The sequence below is a fragment of the Paraglaciecola mesophila KMM 241 genome (assembly GCF_000315015.1).
GTDB classification, from domain to species: domain Bacteria; phylum Pseudomonadota; class Gammaproteobacteria; order Enterobacterales; family Alteromonadaceae; genus Paraglaciecola; species Paraglaciecola mesophila.
This window is the reverse complement of record NZ_BAEP01000075.1, coordinates 131088-150549: the sequence shown is the minus strand read 5'-3', so window position 1 is coordinate 150549 and position 19462 is coordinate 131088. Positions and strand designations below refer to the sequence as shown.

16 protein-coding genes and 2 tRNA genes are annotated in these 19462 nt (G+C 45.8%); 11 read left to right on the top strand and 7 right to left on the bottom strand.

All coding sequences use genetic code 11. The features are described 5' to 3' along the window. Window positions 1–71: 71 nt before the first annotated feature. The 5 genes from GMES_RS18520 to orn form a co-directional block, all read right to left on the bottom strand. Window positions 72–1814, bottom strand: a complete 1743-nt coding sequence (locus tag GMES_RS18520; RefSeq protein WP_006994309.1) for a bifunctional protein-serine/threonine kinase/phosphatase — start codon at window positions 1812–1814, stop codon at window positions 72–74. Beyond that, window positions 1801–2667 (bottom strand): formate/nitrite transporter family protein, encoded by an 867-nt coding sequence (locus GMES_RS18515; RefSeq protein ID WP_006994308.1) that lies wholly within the window; start codon window positions 2665–2667, stop codon window positions 1801–1803. Before GMES_RS18515 ends, GMES_RS18520 begins: the two co-directional genes overlap by 14 nt. 687 nt (window positions 2668–3354) lie before the next feature. Next, window positions 3355–3429 (bottom strand) — tRNA-Gly (locus tag GMES_RS18505). Between the two features lie 228 nt (window positions 3430–3657). Next, window positions 3658–3732: transfer RNA gene (locus GMES_RS18500), tRNA-Gly, on the bottom strand. Between the two features lie 173 nt (window positions 3733–3905). Beyond that, on the bottom strand, window positions 3906–4451 hold the full coding sequence (orn, locus tag GMES_RS18495; RefSeq protein WP_006994305.1) for an oligoribonuclease: 546 nt from the start codon (window positions 4449–4451) through the stop codon (window positions 3906–3908). Between the two features lie 112 nt (window positions 4452–4563). Between orn and rsgA the strand changes: the two genes are divergently transcribed. From rsgA to GMES_RS18475, 4 genes are all read left to right on the top strand, one after another. Then, window positions 4564–5592 (top strand): small ribosomal subunit biogenesis GTPase RsgA, encoded by a 1029-nt coding sequence (rsgA, locus tag GMES_RS18490; protein ID WP_039987782.1) that lies wholly within the window; start codon window positions 4564–4566, stop codon window positions 5590–5592. 172 nt (window positions 5593–5764) lie between these two features. Further along, window positions 5765–6625, top strand: coding sequence for an archaetidylserine decarboxylase (gene asd, locus GMES_RS18485; protein ID WP_006994303.1), 861 nt, complete (start codon window positions 5765–5767; stop codon window positions 6623–6625). Window positions 6626–6627: 2 nt separating this feature from the next. Next, the gene (locus GMES_RS18480; RefSeq protein ID WP_033185805.1) at window positions 6628–7494 is read left to right on the top strand and encodes a DMT family transporter; all 867 of its coding nucleotides are present in this window, start codon (window positions 6628–6630) and stop codon (window positions 7492–7494) included. A gap of 9 nt (window positions 7495–7503) precedes the next feature. Continuing rightward, on the top strand, window positions 7504–8196 hold the full coding sequence (locus tag GMES_RS18475) for a glycerophosphodiester phosphodiesterase (RefSeq protein WP_006994301.1): 693 nt from the start codon (window positions 7504–7506) through the stop codon (window positions 8194–8196). A gap of 99 nt (window positions 8197–8295) precedes the next feature. Here the strand turns inward: GMES_RS18475 and GMES_RS18470 are convergent, their stop codons facing one another. Next, window positions 8296–8706 (bottom strand): MerC domain-containing protein, encoded by a 411-nt coding sequence (locus tag GMES_RS18470; protein ID WP_006994300.1) that lies wholly within the window; start codon window positions 8704–8706, stop codon window positions 8296–8298. A 149-nt stretch (window positions 8707–8855) separates the two neighbouring features. After that, window positions 8856–10127 (bottom strand): methyltransferase, encoded by a 1272-nt coding sequence (locus GMES_RS18465; RefSeq protein ID WP_006994299.1) that lies wholly within the window; start codon window positions 10125–10127, stop codon window positions 8856–8858. Window positions 10128–10361: 234 nt separating this feature from the next. Here GMES_RS18465 and GMES_RS18460 point away from each other — a divergent pair, with 234 nt between their 5' ends. The 7 genes from GMES_RS18460 to GMES_RS18430 all read left to right on the top strand — a co-directional run bounded on the left by GMES_RS18460 (window position 10362) and on the right by GMES_RS18430 (window position 19460). Beyond that, window positions 10362–11654 (top strand): M24 family metallopeptidase, encoded by a 1293-nt coding sequence (locus tag GMES_RS18460; RefSeq protein WP_006994298.1) that lies wholly within the window; start codon window positions 10362–10364, stop codon window positions 11652–11654. Window positions 11655–11685: 31 nt separating this feature from the next. Continuing rightward, entirely contained in the window at window positions 11686–13452 is a 1767-nt protein-coding gene (locus GMES_RS18455; RefSeq protein ID WP_006994297.1) for a DUF885 domain-containing protein, read from the top strand. 216 nt (window positions 13453–13668) lie between these two features. Beyond that, entirely contained in the window at window positions 13669–15297 is a 1629-nt protein-coding gene (locus tag GMES_RS18450) for a TldD/PmbA family protein (RefSeq protein WP_006994296.1), read from the top strand. Between the two features lie 26 nt (window positions 15298–15323). Then, complete coding sequence (locus GMES_RS18445) at window positions 15324–16658, top strand: TldD/PmbA family protein (protein WP_006994295.1); 1335 nt, start codon at window positions 15324–15326, stop codon at window positions 16656–16658. Between the two features lie 69 nt (window positions 16659–16727). Continuing rightward, window positions 16728–17438 carry a DUF4159 domain-containing protein gene (locus tag GMES_RS18440; RefSeq protein ID WP_006994294.1) on the top strand — a complete coding sequence of 237 codons (711 nt, stop codon included), beginning with the start codon at window positions 16728–16730 and terminating at the stop codon, window positions 17436–17438. 55 nt (window positions 17439–17493) lie between these two features. Further along, complete coding sequence (locus GMES_RS18435; protein ID WP_006994293.1) at window positions 17494–18555, top strand: AAA family ATPase; 1062 nt, start codon at window positions 17494–17496, stop codon at window positions 18553–18555. Between the two features lie 2 nt (window positions 18556–18557). Next, the gene (locus GMES_RS18430) at window positions 18558–19460 is read left to right on the top strand and encodes a DUF58 domain-containing protein (RefSeq protein ID WP_006994292.1); all 903 of its coding nucleotides are present in this window, start codon (window positions 18558–18560) and stop codon (window positions 19458–19460) included. The last annotated feature ends 2 nt before the right edge of the window (window positions 19461–19462 follow it).

Sequence of the window (19462 nt, the reverse complement as noted above, 5' to 3'; positions counted from 1 at the left end):
TAGGTAAGAATCTATGTTGTTGATAAAATCATTGGTTAAGTCATTGATTAAACTATCTGTTAAACAATGGCTTACTGTAAATACAGATAAATAAAGTAAAGGTTACTGATAAGTAGCGCACATGCCGCAGCTTGCCAGAATGCCACAGGGTTTCGCTGCATAATGGGCGGCTTAGATAGGCGCACAAAATCGGCGTTGGGGTGACGTAAATCGTGTATAAACTCAGAAAGCTCGGCATATCGTTTGAAAGGGTCCACTTTTAACGCTTTAGCGAGCGTTGCATCCAACCATGCCGGTACCGGGCTGTTTTCGTCACGTACAGATTGATAAATAAGGCGGTTTTGCTGTGCCCGAGTGCGGGTTTTGGCAACATGAGTAGCATAAGGAAAACGCCCACTTAACATGTGATAAGCCAATACCGCCAACGAAAAAATATCTGAACGTGGTGTACCTACGTCACCTAAAAAATATTCAGGGGCCATGTAAAGTGCGGTGCCAAGTAATTCACTGTTACCGCACCCTTGACCGACTTCCTGCAAGCCTGCAACGGTGGTTGAGCCAAAGTCGATAATTTTCACCGTGCCTTTTCGGTCGATCATGATATTTTCAGGTCGAATATCTTGATGCAGCATGTCCAACCGATGAAATGCCTGTAGTCCTTTGGCCACCTGCTCAATAATACCTCTCACGACTTCTAAATCAGGTTTAGGGTTGTCCGTTAACCATTGGCTCAGAGACTGGCCCTCAACATATTCAGCTACGCAGTAAATATACTGTTTAGGGTGTTCTGCAGGAGGCACATGCAACACATGAGAGTTATGAAGACGCCTACCTATCCACTCTTCAAGGCAAAAGCGCTCTAAGTAATCATCACTATCTGACAAATCGACAGAGGGTGTTTTTAAAACCCACTGCTCAAGTGTCTTTTCATCTTCAACTAAATACACGTGACTACGGGCAGACACATGCATCGAACGCAATACCCTATAGCCATCAATCTGCTCACCTACTTGCAGAATAGGCGGTAAGGGCAAGGCGAGCATCCCTGCGGTTATTGGCTTGTCTTGGATTTGGCTCAACTCACTGATATAGGCAAGTTGCAAAGAAAGGTTGTCGTCGCTGCCATTATCGAGCGCTGTTTGTACCAAAGCGCCTGCTAATGGATCAATGGACTCTGGATCAGTGAGCGTTTGAATTGATGAAAGAGAGGTTAATAAATCTTGTGGGGGAAGAAATTCATGTACTCCGTCAGTACATAGGATGAATACATCCTCTTGGCAAAGTGCCACACTCGTATAATCGATGTCTAACTGGCTGTGCATGCCCAGTGCTCGACTCAAATAACTTTGCCCTTGAGCAGCGTATTGACGGTGGTCATTCGACAGTTGTTCCAGTACGCCTTTACGTAACAAATAGACGCGGGCATCACCCACATGAAAAATATGTGCCGTGCGCTCTTTAAAGATGACGGCACTGAAGGTGCAAACATACCCCTTCTCCATATCGTAGCGAAATTCGCTTTGCTTGGTGTAACCGTGCAGCCAAGCGTTAATAGATTGTAAGACGCGCTTGGCAGACGTTTCAACTGACCAGGCTTCTGAGGTGGCATAGTAGTCTTGCAAAAAACTGTTCACTGCGGCTTTACTCGCCACTTGACTAACGCTGCTGCTACCTATGCCATCGGCCATGGCTAATACTTGGCCTTTTAATCGGCCTTGGGCATCGCTCGCACTGTGACTACCACAGTAATCTTGATTAACAGATTTAAGGCCAGCAATAGACTGCTGGCCGACTGTTATCTTAGCGAGATGCATGCTCAGCGACTGAGCTTGCAGCTACGTCAGAGGTTTTGCTATAAGGCAAATCACGTTTTTTACCCGTACGTACGTGCGTGCTATACAAGGTCAAACCGGTAAAGGCTAAACCACCGACTAAGTTACCAAGGGCCGTTGGAATTTCATTCCATACTAGGTAATCCATCACCGAGAAATCGCCGCCTAAGATGATGCTGAACGGGAATAAGAACATGTTAACCACTGAATGCTCAAAGCCCATAAAGAAGAATAAGAAGATAGGCATCCACATTGCGATAACTTTACCGCTTACGTGAGTTGAGATCATGGCACCTACCACGCCTAATGACACCATCCAGTTGCACAGCATCCCGCGAATAAAAATGGTGAACCAACCAGCAGTGCCAAACTCAGCGTAACCTAAAGTACGCGCTTCACCGATTGATGCGACTTTCTTACCAATAGCACCTGGGTCAGTGTTAAAACCATAGGTAAAAATAAACGCCATCATAATGGCGACCGTTAACGCACCGCAGAAGTTACCGACAAACACTAAACCCCAGTTGCGCAATACGCCTTGAATGGTAACGCCGGGTCGTTTGTCAATCAGTGCCAACGGCGTCAAGACAAACACACCGGTTAGTAAGTCAAAGCCCATAAGATAAAGCATACAAAAACCAACCGGGAACAAGATTGCACCGATCAAGAACACCCCTGTTTGTACCGCGATAGTGATGGCAAATACCGCTGCCAATGCCAATATAGCACCCGCCATGTATGCACGAATGATAGTATCTCGTGTTGACATGAATATCTTTGCTTCCCCTGCGTCCACCATTTTGGTGGCAAACTCTGATGGTAATAAATAAGCCATTTTGAACCCCGTTTAAGTGTGTTTAGCCAATGTTTAAGGTGGTTCGGGTATTTCGTTAATTTTGACCTTTCAAACAAACAAAAAAAACGGCGTCAGTTTTCCCACTAAAAAGTAGAAACACTAGACGCCGTCGTCAGAATTAATTTGTTTGAGAGGGCAAAATCACCCGAACACGCAATGCTTAGTACAAATCTTATGCCAGAATATTAAAGATAATACTTTCAGTGAGTTATATCGTCTCCCTTGGGTATACGTGATTCACCATGGTGCACAGATAACCCAAAAGAGACAGCCAACGCCACATTTTGGCGCACGGTATTTTGAAGCGCGGCTTTTTGTGGGCTCAGGTTGTTGAAGCGCACATATTTGTGCGTTCAGCTATTTACGCGTGCAGTTTCCTCAGGGAAATGAGTAACAGGCAAAACTAGAAAGACGCTGAAGAAATCTTAGTTTTGAGTAACCGCGTTAAGGCAACTGCGTTGCGGCAACCGAGTTGCGGTCGACGCTCGATCGCGGCCCCTTGGGGTTGCGAGCTAAGCAACAATGCCGCATTACTATTAAAGCTTTGAAATTTGGAGCGGGAAACGAGATTCGTTACGGCAACTGCGTTGCGGTCGACGCTCGATCGTGACCCTTGGGGTTGCGAGCTAAGCAACAATGCCGCATTACTATTAAAGCTTTGAAATTTGGAGCGGGAAACGAGATTCGAACTCGCGACCCCAACCTTGGCAAGGTTGTGCTCTACCACTGAGCTATTCCCGCATATGGTATGTTGATGTTGTCATTTGGAGCGGGAAACGAGATTCGCATCCGCCAACCGAGTTGTTGTGACCCCTTGGGGTCGCATACTAAGTAACAATTTTCCGTTACTTTTAACACTTTCAAATTTGGAGCGGGAAACGAGATTCGCATCCGCCAACCGAGTTGTCGTGACCTCTTGGGGTCGCATACTAAGTAACAATTTTCCGTTACTTTTAACACTTTCAAATTTGGAGCGGGAAACGAGATTCGAACTCGCGACCCCAACCTTGGCAAGGTTGTGCTCTACCACTGAGCTATTCCCGCATCGCATCATGATTTATGACAAAATCATCCGCTGTCATCAACAGCGGGTGCGCATTTTACAAAAACTAGCGGGGGACGCAAGCCCTAAATTGCATTTATACGAAATTGTTTAGCTTGAGTGCTCAGATTATCGGCATTGCGCTGAAGAAAAGCGCAAACAGCGCATTTTCACTTTAAATATTGAATATGTGTTGACGATAAAACACGAGCTCTGCAATCGACTCTCGAATGTCATCTAAGGCTAAATGCACCCCTTTCTTGCTGAAACCTTCAAGTACTTCTGGTTTCCAGCGCTTAACCAACTCTTTCAGGGTGCTTACGTCAATATTGCGATAGTGAAAATAGTCTTCAAGTTCCGGCATGTATTTCACCATAAAGCGGCGGTCTTGACCTATGGTATTACCGCATAATGGCGAAGCGCCTTTAGGCACGTATTTTTCGAGGAAGCGGATGGTTTCGGCTACTGCGGTTTGTTCATCTACCGTACTTTTACGGCAACGCTCAGTTAATCCCGATTTACCGTGGGTGTCGATACACCATTGGTTCATGTTGTTAAGCACGTCGTCAGATTGGTGGATCGCAAGTACCGGCCCTTCAGCTAATATATTTAAGTTGGCGTCCGTCACGATTGTGGCTATTTCCAGCACCACATCTACTTCAGGATGCAATCCCGTCATTTCCATATCAATCCAAACAAGGTTTTGTGCATCCACCGCCATGGTTTCTCCTAAAATCGCGCTAAATTAAGTTGTTGTGCGGAATTGCTATAATTCCGATCGAGCTAACGTTACCATAATACTAGATATTAGAAGCAAATGCAGATATTCACCTGTGGCGAAAAAACCAAAACTTACCCATAAACAACGTCGACAAGTCTCACATAATCGCACAAAGCGGTTGGCTGAGCCGGCAAGCACCCCCACCGACGATCAGTTAGAAGATCAGGAATCCGGTCGAGTGATCGGCCGTTTCGGTAAGCATGCCGACGTGGAAGACAAGGACGGCAATATTCATCGCTGTCACATTCGCCGCACCGTGCTAAGTGTAGTGTGTGGCGACGACGTGCTATTTCGCCCAGGCAAAGATGGCACCGAAAGCATCAGTGGCGTGATTGAAATAGTGCAAGATCGTAAATCTGTGCTCACACGCCCAGATTTTTACGACGGCGTAAAACCCGTGGCCGCCAATATTGATCAAATCATAATCGTAAGCTCGGTTATACCGGCACTGTCATTAAACATTATTGATCGCTACTTAGTGGCCTCAGAAGACGTTGGAATAGAACCCGTTATCTTGCTCAACAAAGTAGAACTGCTAAGTGAAACTGAACGAGCAAATGTTGAAGAACAGTTACAAATTTATCGTAATATTGGCTACCGCGTGGTGTACACAAGTTGTAAAACCCGTACTGGGATCAGTGACCTAGCCCTATGTTTGAAAGACAAGGTTAGCGTGTTCGTCGGTCAATCAGGCGTTGGCAAATCAAGCTTGGTCAATGAGCTACTACCTGAAGCCGAAGAGATTACCAATGAAGTATCGGATAACTCTGGCTTAGGCCAACACACCACGACCACAGCCAAATTACTGCACTTCCCACAAGGCGGTGATTTAATTGATTCACCTGGTGTGCGCGAGTTTGCCTTATGGCACATGCCCATGGAACGCCTAACTTGGGGCTTCAAGGAATTCAGAGATTACATAGGTGGGTGTAAATTCCGCGATTGTACTCATGCTGACGACCCAGGTTGTATCATTCGCGCCGCGGCTGAAAACGGCGACATCAGCATGTTACGCTATGAGAGCTACCATAAAATACTGTCAAATTTAGATGAGCAGCGTCCTTCGCACAGTAAGGTGTAGTTAATAAGATGTATTAACATGGTGAGAGTCTATCAGCACCACAGCGGCTGACAAAATTTCTCACCATTATTAACTAGCATATAGCAGTTCGTGCTTATCATCCTTCCCACTCAATAAAATATTGCTGTACAATCGTTGGCGGTAAAAAACTTTTCGTTTTAGGATTCTCATTTTGTTCGATTCGATAAAAATTGCATTTCAATACATTGCACCTAAGCATCTGATTTCGCGCTTAGTAGGTAAACTCGCCGCCGCTAAAGCGGGTGGCTTAACCACTGGGTTAATTAAGCTATTTATTAAACAATATAAGGTGAACATGGCCGAAGCAGAGCGTGAAAATCCCGCCGATTACGCTTCGTTCAATGAGTTCTTCACCCGCGCTTTAAAAGATGACGCCCGGGTTATTTGTCCTAACGAACAAGACTTAGCTATGCCAGTAGACGGCGCGGTAAGTCAGTTAGGCGATATCAAGCACGACAGTATATTTCAAGCAAAAGGCCATGATTACAGCCTCACTACTTTGTTAGGCGGTAAGCCTGAATTAGCGGCTGCTTTCAAAAACGGTAAATTTGCCACTGTATATTTGTCGCCAAAAGATTATCACCGCATTCATATGCCCATGGATGGTCAGCTAACTGACATGGTATATGTGCCCGGTGAACTGTTTTCGGTTAGTCCGTTAACCGCAGAGCGCGTACCAGGTTTATTCGCCCGTAATGAGCGAGTCGTGGCTATTTTTAATACCCCTAGAGGTAAGATGGCCATGGTATTAGTGGGTGCCACCATTGTTGCCAGCATTGAAACCGTTTGGGCAGGCACAGTGTCACCACCGGTAGGTAAAAATGTTGTTCATTGGCAATACCCAAGCGAAGGTGAAGACGCCGTTTTCCTTAAAAAAGGTGACGAGCTTGGTCGCTTTAAATTAGGTTCAACCATAGTGGCGTGTTTCGAGCCTGACATGGTGGAGTTCGCAGACTATAGCGCTGGAGATGACACTCGCCTTGGTGATGTTTTCGCTACTCTGACTCAATAGTCGTGGATCCGGTTAAAAAGAGCCTGTGGTCTCTACACCTCACTGTTATCTTGTTGGGGGCAACGGCACTTTTCTCAAAAGTGATCCCCCTTTCAGCGACTGATATCACCTTCGGTCGCTCCATAATTGCTTGCTTCATGTTGTTTTCGTTAGTCAAAATGACTGGCGGTAAACTCTCCCTTGCCCGCAAAAAAGATTACTTTATCGGCATAGGTTTGGGTATTTTGATGGCTGCCCACTGGGTAAGCTATTTTGCCGCCATGCAGTATTCGAGTGTGTCTGTTGGCATGATAGCCTTGTTCACTTTCCCTGTTATAACGGTTTTAATTGAGCCCTTCTTCGAGGGTATTCGCCTAGTCTGGCAAGATATATTAAGCGCGTTAGTAGTGTTGATTGGCATATTTTTGATTGTGCCTGAGGTGTCTTTAGAGAACGATGTCACTTTAGGTATTTTAGTTGGTATCATGTCAGCCGTGCTATATGCCTTTCGCAATTTATGTCACAGAAAATACTTTTCTCACTACAGTGGTTCGCTGGCTATGGCGTACCAAACCTTAGTGATCTTCTTTTGTTTAAGCTTTTTTATTACTCCAGAATTGTTAAACGCGAGCGGCCAAACGTATATTTATTTGGCATTGTTAGGTACGTTTTTCACTGCTGTACCTCACGCACTAATTGCCACCAGCTTACAGCATTTACGCGCAAAAACATTTTCGTTGGTGGCGTGTATGCAGCCCCTTTACGGCGTTATTTTGGCCATATTAGTGCTCGACGAGCAGCCCAACTGGCAAACTTATGTAGGTGGATTATTGGTGATATCTGCTGCTTTGTACGAAACTGTTAACACTCAGAAATTACACAAGAAATAGGCCGATTCTATGCTTGTTTTTGCTCATCGCGGCGCCAGCGCCGATGCTCCAGAAAACACCTTGCTTGCTATCAACAAAGCGCTTGAACAAGGCTGCGACGGCATTGAAATAGACGTTCATCAACATGGCGATAAGCTGCTGCTTATCCATGATCATTGGTTGCATCGCACTACAAATGGCACAGGCCAGCTTAGTGAGCATAGTTTTGAAGCCCTGCAACAGCTTGATGCAGGGTTAGGCGAGCGCATCCCTACACTTTGGCAAGCCATGGCGCTGATCGCGGGGCGCTGCATACTGAACATTGAAATAAAAGGCGTAAGCGATGTTCAACTGGTTTTGGATAATATTGAAAAAGCCATTCACGAGCTGAATTTCACCTTGGAGCATTTCATTGTTTCATCTTTTGATCATCATTTACTACGCAGTATTAAACAACATAACCCTGATTTAAAGATTGGTGCGTTGACAGCAAGTAAACCTATCGATTATGCAGGTTTTGCACAAGCACTAGGGGCATATTCGGTCAATGCTGATGTTACCTTCGTGGATGAAGCATTCGTATTGGACGCCAAACGCAGAGGATTGAAATTTTTTGTGTATACGGTTGATCAACCAGCAGATTTAGCACAACTGGCAAGCTGGCAAGTGGATGGCGTATTTAGTAACGGTCCAGGTAAAGCGAAGATGGTTATTACTGATTAAGTCACACTTGATGGGGGCGGCCGCTAAATCATAACAGGGCGTTACAGTAACTTAGCGGTTTATATTAACGCTGCATTCATTGCAGCGTTAAAGAAGATACTAGTCGGCGGAGCAGCTGCTTTCAGACTCGCAGCTATGACAACTTTGACATAATTTCAGGTTCACCACATGAGCACCAACAATCAACATTGCGCCAATGGCAATGGTAAATGGCTCATAGGCTTCGCCAAACATGTCTTTATTCCAATAAATAATCCCGCCAAGCATTAAGCTATACAAAGGATATATTTGGCGGTGATAGCGATAGAATCCGGACAATAATGCCCAAAATCCTACGATCATAGACAAAGACAAAATAGTACGCTCAAACCAATCTTGCGCAAAAAAACTCGCGCCAATCAAAGGCAGCAAAGGGATAAGAATCGGCAAGGCTAAACAATGCACCGCACATAAACTAGAGGCCCATATGCCTAATCTGTCTAATAGCGATTTGTTTTCTGTTGCTTGCATTTCTGGTCAATCCTCAATAAGTTGAACGTTATAATATAACATCAATGGGATTATGCCAAACATTTTCAAGCTGATTTGCAATAAATATTGAGCAAAATTGCGCTAACTTATACTGATTTTTGTAGCTTAATTCTTCATATAAACTGAAATCACTGAGTCCTGGGTTTTTGTTTACGGGTAGCCCGCAGCATAAAATTACGCGGGGTTAATTGCCCAGAGCAAAATGTGCCTACTTCTACTTGATAACCCTGCTCGTGCATAAAGAGCGCTCGGTCGAGCACTAACCACAGCTCCATCGCGCGGCGAAAGCAGCTGCGCACCGCTTCAAGTCGGGCAAGTAATACGCGGCGCTGTTCGCCTATTGCTAAGTAATGCGCTATTTGCTCAGCATTGGCGTCGAATGTCTGCTTTTTATGCTGTGCAGCCCAGTGACAAAACGCTTCAAACCCTTGGTTCAGCTGGCTCTTTTTCACGGATGGAAGGGGAATGTAATTATCGGCGTTTAGTGTCTCTCGTAACCATGTGTCAAAACCAAGCCGATAAGTCAGTTCAAGCTCTCGTAAGTCTTGTTCTCTTGCGCCAGCTGTCGCGACTTGTTTAACTGCGAGCTTTAAATCGTCTTTGTCTATTTTAAGCCCATATTGAATCAAGTTAGCTTGGCAGAATTGGGAAAGCCCAAGGTAGCGAGCATCTCGGGTCAGGTGGTAACAACAAGGTGAAATAACCACGTGGGGCGTTTTAACCTCTCCTGCCGCTCGCAACAAAGCGGTATGTAGATCTCCGCATGCGTGTAAGGCCACTGCGCAGTTTTTGCCTGCTAAATAGGTAGCACTTTGAGCACGAAGCGCATCATCGCACACAAAATATTGTTGCACATTCGCCTTTTCGGCAAGCGTGCTACCTTTATCACACAAAGCCTGTTGCCATTCTAAACTGAGTACACTGGAAGCCGTTTTAAGCGCGACCAAGCGCCCTAGATGCCCCATACCCGCGCACCATTCAAGATAGCTTCCAGCCTGTTGCGCAGGCCCAAGAGCAGCAAAAAAAGCGTTAATTTGCTGCCATTTTCGCCCGCCAATACCATGACCAAAATGCACCGGAGCGGAGGTAAATACAGCGCTATCATTGTTTTCGCTGGGTGTTGAACAATCAAGCGTAAAATCATCAAGCTGAGTCAGTGCCTCTATCTGTGAAACAAATGGTAAAAATTGGCCAATTCGCGTTTGGCTATCCTCAGATAAAAGGTCAGTCACAGATTGGGAATCTAGCCAATTACACAACTCAGGGTAGCCTTCACGCCATGGCAAATCAGCTTGATTAAAAGTCGCAAATTGCCATAGGGTTTTGTGTTCAGATAAAAAATGGGTTAACTGCTCAAACCTGCGGGCATAATTGAAATCGTCTCGGGCGTTATTTAGCATGTATTGGTATGGCTTGTTGGGTTAAAAGAAACCTTAGAAAGGGAAATTACGTATGGCGCAAAACGCCTCATTCTCCCACGAATTGCCAAGGAATCGAAATATTTTCCACGCAATTGGCAGCCCGCAACTGGGTTAAATTCCTTACACCGCACAGTGTTGAATTTTATGTCTTGGCTATAACTCTTTTACGTTTTGTAATAATGTTGTGGGCAAGTGTCATATGGAATGAACCTGATGAAAATAACCAAAAGAGCTTTTATCAAAGCCAGCGCAGCAGCCGTTGCCACCCTTCCCCTTTCACAATCGGTATTTGCAGCAAATAATTCTGCCTCTCTAACCACAGATAAAGCAGCAACATTATCCGATATCACGGCATCTAGCCGTCCTATCACAGTCAATGAACGCAAAGCGCGTATCAAAAAAGCGCAATCATTAATGGCGAAAGCAAACATAGCCGCCATGATCCTAGAGCCCGGTGCAGCGATGGATTATTTTACCGGCATTCAGTGGTGGCGCAGCGAACGCTTAACCGCTGTGGTTATCCCCAGAGAAGGCAACATTGCCGTGCTTTGCCCATTTTTTGAAGAGCCGAGTATCCGTGAATCCCTTAAAGTGGGTGACGATGTGCGCGTCTGGCAAGAGCATGAAAGTCCATTCGCGTTAGTTAAACAGATTTTGCTCGATCGCGGCGTAGAAAAAGGCCAACTAGCCTTTGAGCACTCAGTGCGTTACTTCGTGCTCGATGGAGTAATGAGCCTAATGGGTGATATGCAGCATACCTCGGCAGACCCCATTACTCAGGGCTGTCGCATGTTTAAAAGCGACCACGAAATCGCCCTTATGCATAAAGCAAATGAAATCACCCTTAGGGCGTATCAACATGTATACGCCAATCTAGCCTTGGGCATGAGCCAACAAGACGTCAACCAACTAATGAGCAGCGCTCAGGCCCAGTTGGGTGGCAGCGGTATTTGGACTATGGCCTTGTTCAACGAAGCCAGTGCCTATCCTCACGGCAGCAAACAGGCTCAAACCATTAACAATGGCTCTGTTGTTTTAATGGATTGTGGCTGCGCGGTGCAGGGTTATCAGTCTGATATCAGCCGCACATTTGTATTTGGTGAGCCAAGTAAAAAACAGCAAAAAATTTGGCAAACAGTACGCAAGGGCCAGCAAATTGCTTTCGAAAAAGCCCAGATTGGCGTACCCGCCGGTGCAGTCGATGACGCGGTGCGTGCTTATTATCAAAGCCAAGGCTTAGGCCCTGAATACCAATTACCTGGGCTTTCCCATCGTACCGGCCACGGCATTGGTATGGAAGGTCATGAACCGGTTAACTTCGTGCATCAAGAACAAACGCTACTGCAGGCGGGCATGTGCTTTTCTGATGAACCAGGTATTTATTTACCTGGGGAATTTGGGGTACGTTTAGAAGACTGCATTTACATGACCGACAAAGGGCCGCGCTGGTTCACCACACCGCCTGATAGCCTAGAATCCCCGATTGGCGCTCTAGCCGTGCTTTAAACACCCTTTTATTAAAATAAGAATCAAATTAATGAAAATCAGCATTATCAAAAACACACTATCTCATGCAATCGGCAAACCCCTTGGTATGCTCACATTACTGGCTATGTCAGGGAACACATGGGCGGATGCCAGCGAAGAATTTAACGATTTACTCAATAGCCACTGGCAAGAAGCACAAAAAGAGAAAATATTCTTTCGCACTGACCCAGATGCATGGAAGCCCCAAGGGAAATTAGCAGATTTCAGCACACAGGGGTTCGAGCGCCGTGAAGACTTTAATCAGAAAATGCTTGAACAATTAGCGCAAATTGACGTTAAACAACTGAGTGTAGACGAACAAGTTAGCTACCGCTTATTCAAGTATGAGCGTGAAACCGAAGCCAAAAGCTATCAATTTCAAGACCGCTACTTCCCCATTAACTTTTTAAGCGGCTGGCATACCTATTTTGCACAGGCCCCTGCCAATATGGCGTTTTTAACGGCACAAGATTACGACCAATACTTGGTTAGCCTTGAAGACTACCCACGCTTTAACCAAGAAAATATCGATTTGCTTGCACAAGGCGTAGAAAAGGGCTTTGTACAGCACTGTGAAACCTTCAAAAATTACCGGCAGTCTATCACTGACCATATCGTTGAAAATCCACAAGACAGCGCACTTTACGACCCGTTCACTCGCTTCCCTAGTCAGTTTAGCGAAACGCAAAAAGCACAGTATGCCGCTAAGGGTGCCGCTCTTATCAAAGATTCAGTTGTACCTGCCTATGCGCATTTCAACGATTACTTTGTGAATGATTACATGACTCACTGTCGCAAAGAACCGGGTATTTCTAGTGTTAAAGGCGGTGCCGATTATTACGCGTACACAGCGAATTATTACACCACCACAGACTTAACACCCCAGCAGATCCACCAGCTTGGTTTAGACGAAGTTGCTCGCATCAGCAAAGAAATGGAAGCCATTATTCAACAAGTGGGCTTTGAAGGAAGTTACGCAGAGTTTCTCCAGTTTTTAGCCACAGATCCGCGCTTTTATGCCCAAGACCGTCAAGATGTGATGGAGAAAACCGCCTTTATCACGCAAAAAATGTACGGCAAATTACCCAGCTTTTTCGCTACCTTGCCACGTAACACCTTCACGATTAAAGGCTCAGCTACACGCGGCGCGTTTTACATGCCACCACCAGATAACCGCACACCCGGTACTTACTTTTTAACGTCTGAGCCCGCCCAGCAACCACTGTACAACTTAGAAGCCCTGAGCCTACATGAAGCTGTACCTGGTCATCATTTGCAAAATGCTATTGCTATGGAATTACAGGTGCCTGAGTTTCGTCGCACACTGAGCCATTCAGCATTTTCTGAAGGTTGGGGTTTGTACTCTGAGCGTTTAGGTAAAGAAGCCGGTTTCTACCAAGACCCTTATTCTGATTTTGGCCGCCTAGGCTACGAGATGTGGCGCGCAGTGCGACTGGTAGTTGATACAGGCATACACGCCTTTGGCTGGAGCCGCCAACAAGCCATCGATTATTTGGGCTCGCGCACCGCCCTGACTGAAAAAGCCACTGCAGATCAAATTGATCGTTATATCTCTTGGCCTGGTCAAGCGCTGTCTTACAAAATTGGCGAGCTTAAAATCCGCGAATTACGCAGCAAAGCAGAAGCCAGCTTGAAAGAAAAATTCGACATTCGCCAATTTCACGACGTGATTATCGGCCAAGGCTCGTTGCCCATGGCCGTACTTGAAGACAGCGTGAACCAATGGATTGAAACACAGCTAAAACGCGATGAGTAACCGCTCGTCACGATTTGTTACGCTTTAATGGCTTTGAGCTTACAAATAAGTAACGAATGCGTACCCCACTCTATTGAGAGGTTTACGTATTCCCCTAAACTAAGCGCTCACGTTATCGCTGAGCCTAATCGGTATATAAACAGGTAAATGCAAAAAGACTTCTTAGAAAGTTTAAAAATATAACCAATACAACACCTAAATCAGGGGACAGAGCAAATGGAAAGACGCGACTTTATTAAATTAGGTAGTGCCGGAATGGGCACCCTTATGCTACCCATATCGGGGGTGGCTATTTCAGCTGACCAACTACTCGATAAACCGATGGACGTAGCCTATAAAAAGAAGCTTGCTGATATCGCTTTAAATGCCGCCAAAGCAAAAGGCGCCACATACGCCGATGCCCGCATTGGCCGTTATTTAAATCAATTCGTCACTACCCGCGAAAGCCGCGTCGATAATATCGTTAACACAGAATCAGCTGGTATAGGTGTACGTGTTATTGCGAACGGCACATGGGGCTTTGCGTCGACGTCAAACATGACACCAGACAGCGTGGCTAAAACCGCTGAACAAGCGGTCGCCGTTGCCATGGCTAACTCTAAATTTCAAACCACACCTGTGCAACTCGCTCCTGTGAAAGGAGTTGGTGAAGTCAGCTGGCAAACACCTATCAAAAAGAATGCCATGGAAGTCCCAATTCAAGAAAAGGTCGATTTATTATTGTCAGTGAATGATGCCGCTATGCAAAACGGCGCAAGCTTTATTAGCTCACGCTTGTTCTTAGTGAATGAACAAAAGTACTTTGCATCTACTGATGGCTCGTACATCGACCAAGATATTCATCGCTTATGGGCACCTTTCACTGCCACAGCAGTAGGCAAAGATGGCTTCAAACAACGCTCAGCATTAGGTAACCCTGTCGGCATGGGGTATGAATACCTAGATGGTTTAGAAAAAGACAAAGTGCGCATTCAAGGCGCAAACACCGGTTACCATAATTCCTACGATATGGTTGAAGACGCCGCAGCCGCCGGTAAACAGCTGCAAGCCAAATTAAAAGCCAAATCTGTAGAGCCTGGCAAGTATGACCTAGTACTAGACCCTGCTCACTTGATGCTAACCATTCATGAATCCGTTGGTCACCCGTTAGAGCTTGACCGCGTACTAGGCTATGAAGCGAACTACGCAGGTACTAGCTTCGCGACCTTGGATAAATGGAAAAGCGGTAACTTCCAGTACGGGTCAGACATCGTTAATTTATATGCAGATAAGAACCAACCGCACACCTTAGGTAATGTGGCGTTTGATGATGAAGGGGTTAAAACCAAAGAATGGGAATTGATCAAAAATGGCGTGTTAGTGAATTATCAAGCCACCCGCGACCAAGTACATATGCTTGGGCAAAAAGAGTCCCACGGTTGCAGTTACTCACAAAGCTGGCGCGATGTGCAGTTCCAACGTATGTCGAATGTATCGCTGCGTCCGAATGAGAAAGACTTATCTGCCGATGACGTAATCAAAGACGTTGAAAAAGGCATTTATATTGCCGGGCGTGGCTCTTATTCTATCGATCAGCAACGCTATAACTTCCAGTTTGGCGGCCAGTTATTTTATGAAATTAAAGACGGCAAAATTGTCGATCAAATTGAAGATGTGGCGTATCAATCTAACACCCAAGAGTTTTGGAATAGCTGTAGTCAGTTAGCTGGCAAATCAGATTACAGAGTGGGCGGTTCGTTCTTTGATGGCAAAGGCCAGCCTTCACAAGTGAGCGCGGTTTCTCATGGTTGCCCCACCACGAGATTCGACAACATTAACGTGATTAACACAGCGCGCAACGTTTAAGCAGCTCACTTAGAAGGAAGAAGATTATGACTATTATTACCCAACAACACGCAAAAGAGCTGCTGAGCAAGGTTCTTAAATTCTCAAAAGCCGATGAATGCGAATGCAACTTAGAAAGCAAAGTGGGCGGCAACATTCGCTATGCCCGTAATACGGTATCTACCTCAGGTCAAGAAAGCGACCTTATTCTTATCGTGCAATCTACCTTTGGTAAGCGCACAGGCACGGCCACTATCAATGAGTTTGACAACGCCTCCCTTGAAAAAGTCGTCCGTCGTTCTGAAGAACTGGCCAAACTGGCACCGGAAAACGAAGAATTTATGCCGGTATTTGCCCCACAAAAATATACCAAAGCCAATACCTATTTTGAATCTACGGCAGCTGTCACTCCTGAGGATCGTGCTCAAGCCGCCTTTGATAGCATCGCCCCCTCAAAAAAGAACAAGCTTATCGCAGCTGGCTTTTTAGAAGATGCTGTAGAGATGAGCGCCATTATGAACAGCAAAGGCCTGTTCGCTTATAACACCTCTACCAATGTCGATTTTTCGGTGACTATTCGTACCGAAGATGGCAAAGGTTCAGGCTGGGCATCAGGCAACTACAGCGATGTAAAATTGCTAGATACGGCTAAGTTATCGTCTATTGCGATTCAAAAATCGAAAGGCTCAGCGGATGCCAAGGAAATGGAACCAGGCAAATACACGGTTATTCTTGAGCCAGCCGCGAGCGTCGATTTATTGCAAAATATGATGCGTGCGTTTGATCAACGTTCAGCCGATGAAGGACGCAGCTTTTTGAGTAACAAGGCTGCAGAAGGTGAAGACGCCCCGAAAAACAAATTGGCTCAAAAGATGTTCGACGAGCGCGTGCATATTTATTCTGACCCTCAACATGCTATTGCTCCTAGTGCTCCCTTTGCTGGTAACGGTTACCCACTCAATAAGATTGATTGGATAAAAGACGGCACCATCAAAAACATGCCTAATTCCCCCTACTGGGCGAAACACACCAAGCGTGAATATATCCCATCGAATCGCAATATTATTATGAGCGGTGGCGACCAATCACTTGAAGACATGATCAAAAGCACACGCCGTGGTGTGCTCGTTACGCGATTGTGGTACATACGCGCCCTTGACCCGCAAACCTTGCTGTATACCGGTTTAACGCGAGACGGCACGTTTTACATTGAAAACGGCAAGATCAAATATCCGATCAAGAACTTCCGTTTCAATGAAAGCCCGATCATTATGCTTAACAATATTGAAGCGCTGGGTGAACCACAGCGAATTGAAGGCAGCATGATACCGCCGATGAAAATTCGCGACTTCACCTTCAGCAGCTTGTCTGACGCGGTATAAGTCAGCTGCTCTTAGGCCCATTCGGGCCTAAGACGTTCACTAACGATTTTCTACTTTGCGTGGTAATTCATGAATATGCATCGTCGACAATTTATTAAAAATGCTTGCGTGGCTTTTACTACACAGGCTTTTTTGAGTGGGCGTTATTCATGGGCGCAAAGCACAGAATTTGACTTCTATTTTACCCGTTTAAGCTACGAGTCAGGTGATTGGGAAGTTGACGAGCGTATGCCCGCCAATGTACTCAATTCATTGATTGAATACACGAGTTTGCGAGTGGATATTAAAGAGCGAATTGTGCCGTTGTCCGACCCTGAGATGCTAAAAGCGCCCTTTTGCTATATGGCGGGCCACAGGCTAGTGCAATTTAGTGACGCTGAAGCACAAAACTTTAAACAGTACGTGGAAAACGGTGGCTTCGTATTCGTAGATGATTGCAATCACGATATAGACGGCATGTTCGCTAAAACCTTTGAAGCGCAAATGAGCAGTCTGTTTGGGGAAGATGCATTACAAAAAATTCCTAACGATCACCCAATTTACAGCGCATTTTTTACCTTTGATGGCCCACCGCGCACCTCTATTGAGCTCAATGGCTGGGGTGATGACTTGGTTCACAACTACCTCAAAGCCATTATCGTTAACGGTAAAATAGCCGTGCTATACAGCAACAAAGACTTAGGCTGCGAATGGGATTACGATTTTCGTAACAAGCGCTGGCTTAAAGAAGACAACACGAAATTTGCGGTGAATATCGTGGTGTACGCTATGACAGCGTAAACCATCAAGACAATAAAGCGCCCGAACTATCCATAAGAATAAAGGCAATATGACCATGAGCACCACAAACAGTTTCCCGTTTCAGGAACGTGAGCTATCTGAGAAAGAGGTTTTACAGTTACTGAGCAAGCTTGCTGATGTCACCGATGAGCTCGCCCGGGTGATTGTCGGTCAGCGAGAAGTCGTGCAGCAATTGCTGGTCGCCATGTTAGCCGGTGGCCATTGCTTGCTCGAAGGCGCGCCTGGTTTAGCCAAAACGCTGATGGTCAGTTCATTAGCGAAAACCTTAGAGCTAGATTACAAACGTATTCAATTCACACCGGACTTAATGCCCAGCGACATCATAGGCACAGAAATACTGGAAACAGACCACGACAGCGGCGAGCGTTTTTTTAAGTTTAAGCAAGGTCCCGTATTTACCAATATTTTATTGGCAGATGAAATTAACCGTACACCGCCTAAAACCCAAGCTGCATTACTTGAAGCCATGCAAGAGCGCACCATCAGCTACGCGGGGAGTATTTACCCGCTGCCGAAGCCCTTTTTCGTATTGGCCACGCAAAATCCAGTAGAACAGTCTGGCACGTATGCTTTGCCGGAAGCTCAGCTTGATCGTTTCTTAATGTTTGTGCGAGTAGGCTACCCTAGCGCTGAAGAAGAAATCGAAATTTTAGCGCGCACCACTGGCACTCAACAGGTCACGTTAAATGAGGTACTGCATACCCAAGATATTATGACCTTACAGGGCTTAGTGCGCCAAGTGGATATCTCTGGCGAATTATTAGCATACATCAGTGAGCTTACGCGCAATACCCGCCCAGACAGCACGAGCAACCAAAGTGTTAAAGACTTTGTGCGTTGGGGTGCTGGGCCCCGTGCGGGTCAAGCTTTGGTGTTGTGCGCCAAAGCGAATGCTTTGCTCAATGAGCGATTTGCCGTGACCTTAGACGATATTCAAAAGGTTGCCCATGGCGTTCTGCGTCATCGCATATTGCTTAACTTCCAAGCTCAGGCGCAAAATATGGACACTGACGGGGTCATAGACAGTTTGCTCAAAAATACCCCGCTCCCTAACAGCCCGCTGACATCGAATGCTTCTTCAAGTCGCGTGGGTTAAACATGCAACAATGGATTGACCCGCTAACGCTTTCTCGCGTGAAAGACATGCCCTTAGTCGCAAAAACCGTGGCCGATGGCGTACTTCATGGTCAGCATACCAGTGTACAAAAAGGCTCGGGCATCGAGTTTAGTCAATATCGCAGCTATGAGCCCGGGGATGAACTAGGCAAAGTGGATTGGAAACTGTTTGCCCGCTCAGACAAATATTTTGTCCGTGAAGCTGAACGTGAAAGTGATACCCAAATTTGGCTAGTGCTGGATGCCAGCCTGTCCATGCTGCAACAATCTGCCGTCAGCAAAGCGAAAAATGGCTGGCACAAGCTAGATTACGCCCGCTATTTTCTGGCCACCATTGCTTATATTGCACAGCAACAAGGGGACTCTGTAGGGGTTATTGGGTTATCAGATCAACACATCGACTTTCTGCCCTGTGGTACAGGTCAGCAACATTGGCATAAATTGATGCTAACCCTAAGCCAATTAACTGTTGGTAAGCAATTCCCCAGCAAAGCGAGTCTTGAGCGCCAGCTAGGCAAGGTGCACCCACAGGGTTTAATCTTCGTGCTCAGTGATTTCATACAGCACAACCAAGAAATTTTAGAATTTATTCAACCATTAAATTACGGCCACAATGAAGTTGTAGCCATGCAAATCGTCTGCGATGATGAGCTTAACTTCCCTTATAAAGGAGCTATAAGAGTCGAAAACCCAGAAACGAAAGAGCAGCGACTGGTATCAAGCTCAGAAGTAAAGACGCAATATTTAGCAGCGTATAAGCAACATCAATCTGATTTGAAAGAGCGACTAACGCAGCAAAACATTACGCTTTTTAGGGCTAATATCGACGAGCCTCTCGACAAAAGCGTGCACGCCTACCTAGCGTCTCGCGCACGGGTTAAATGATC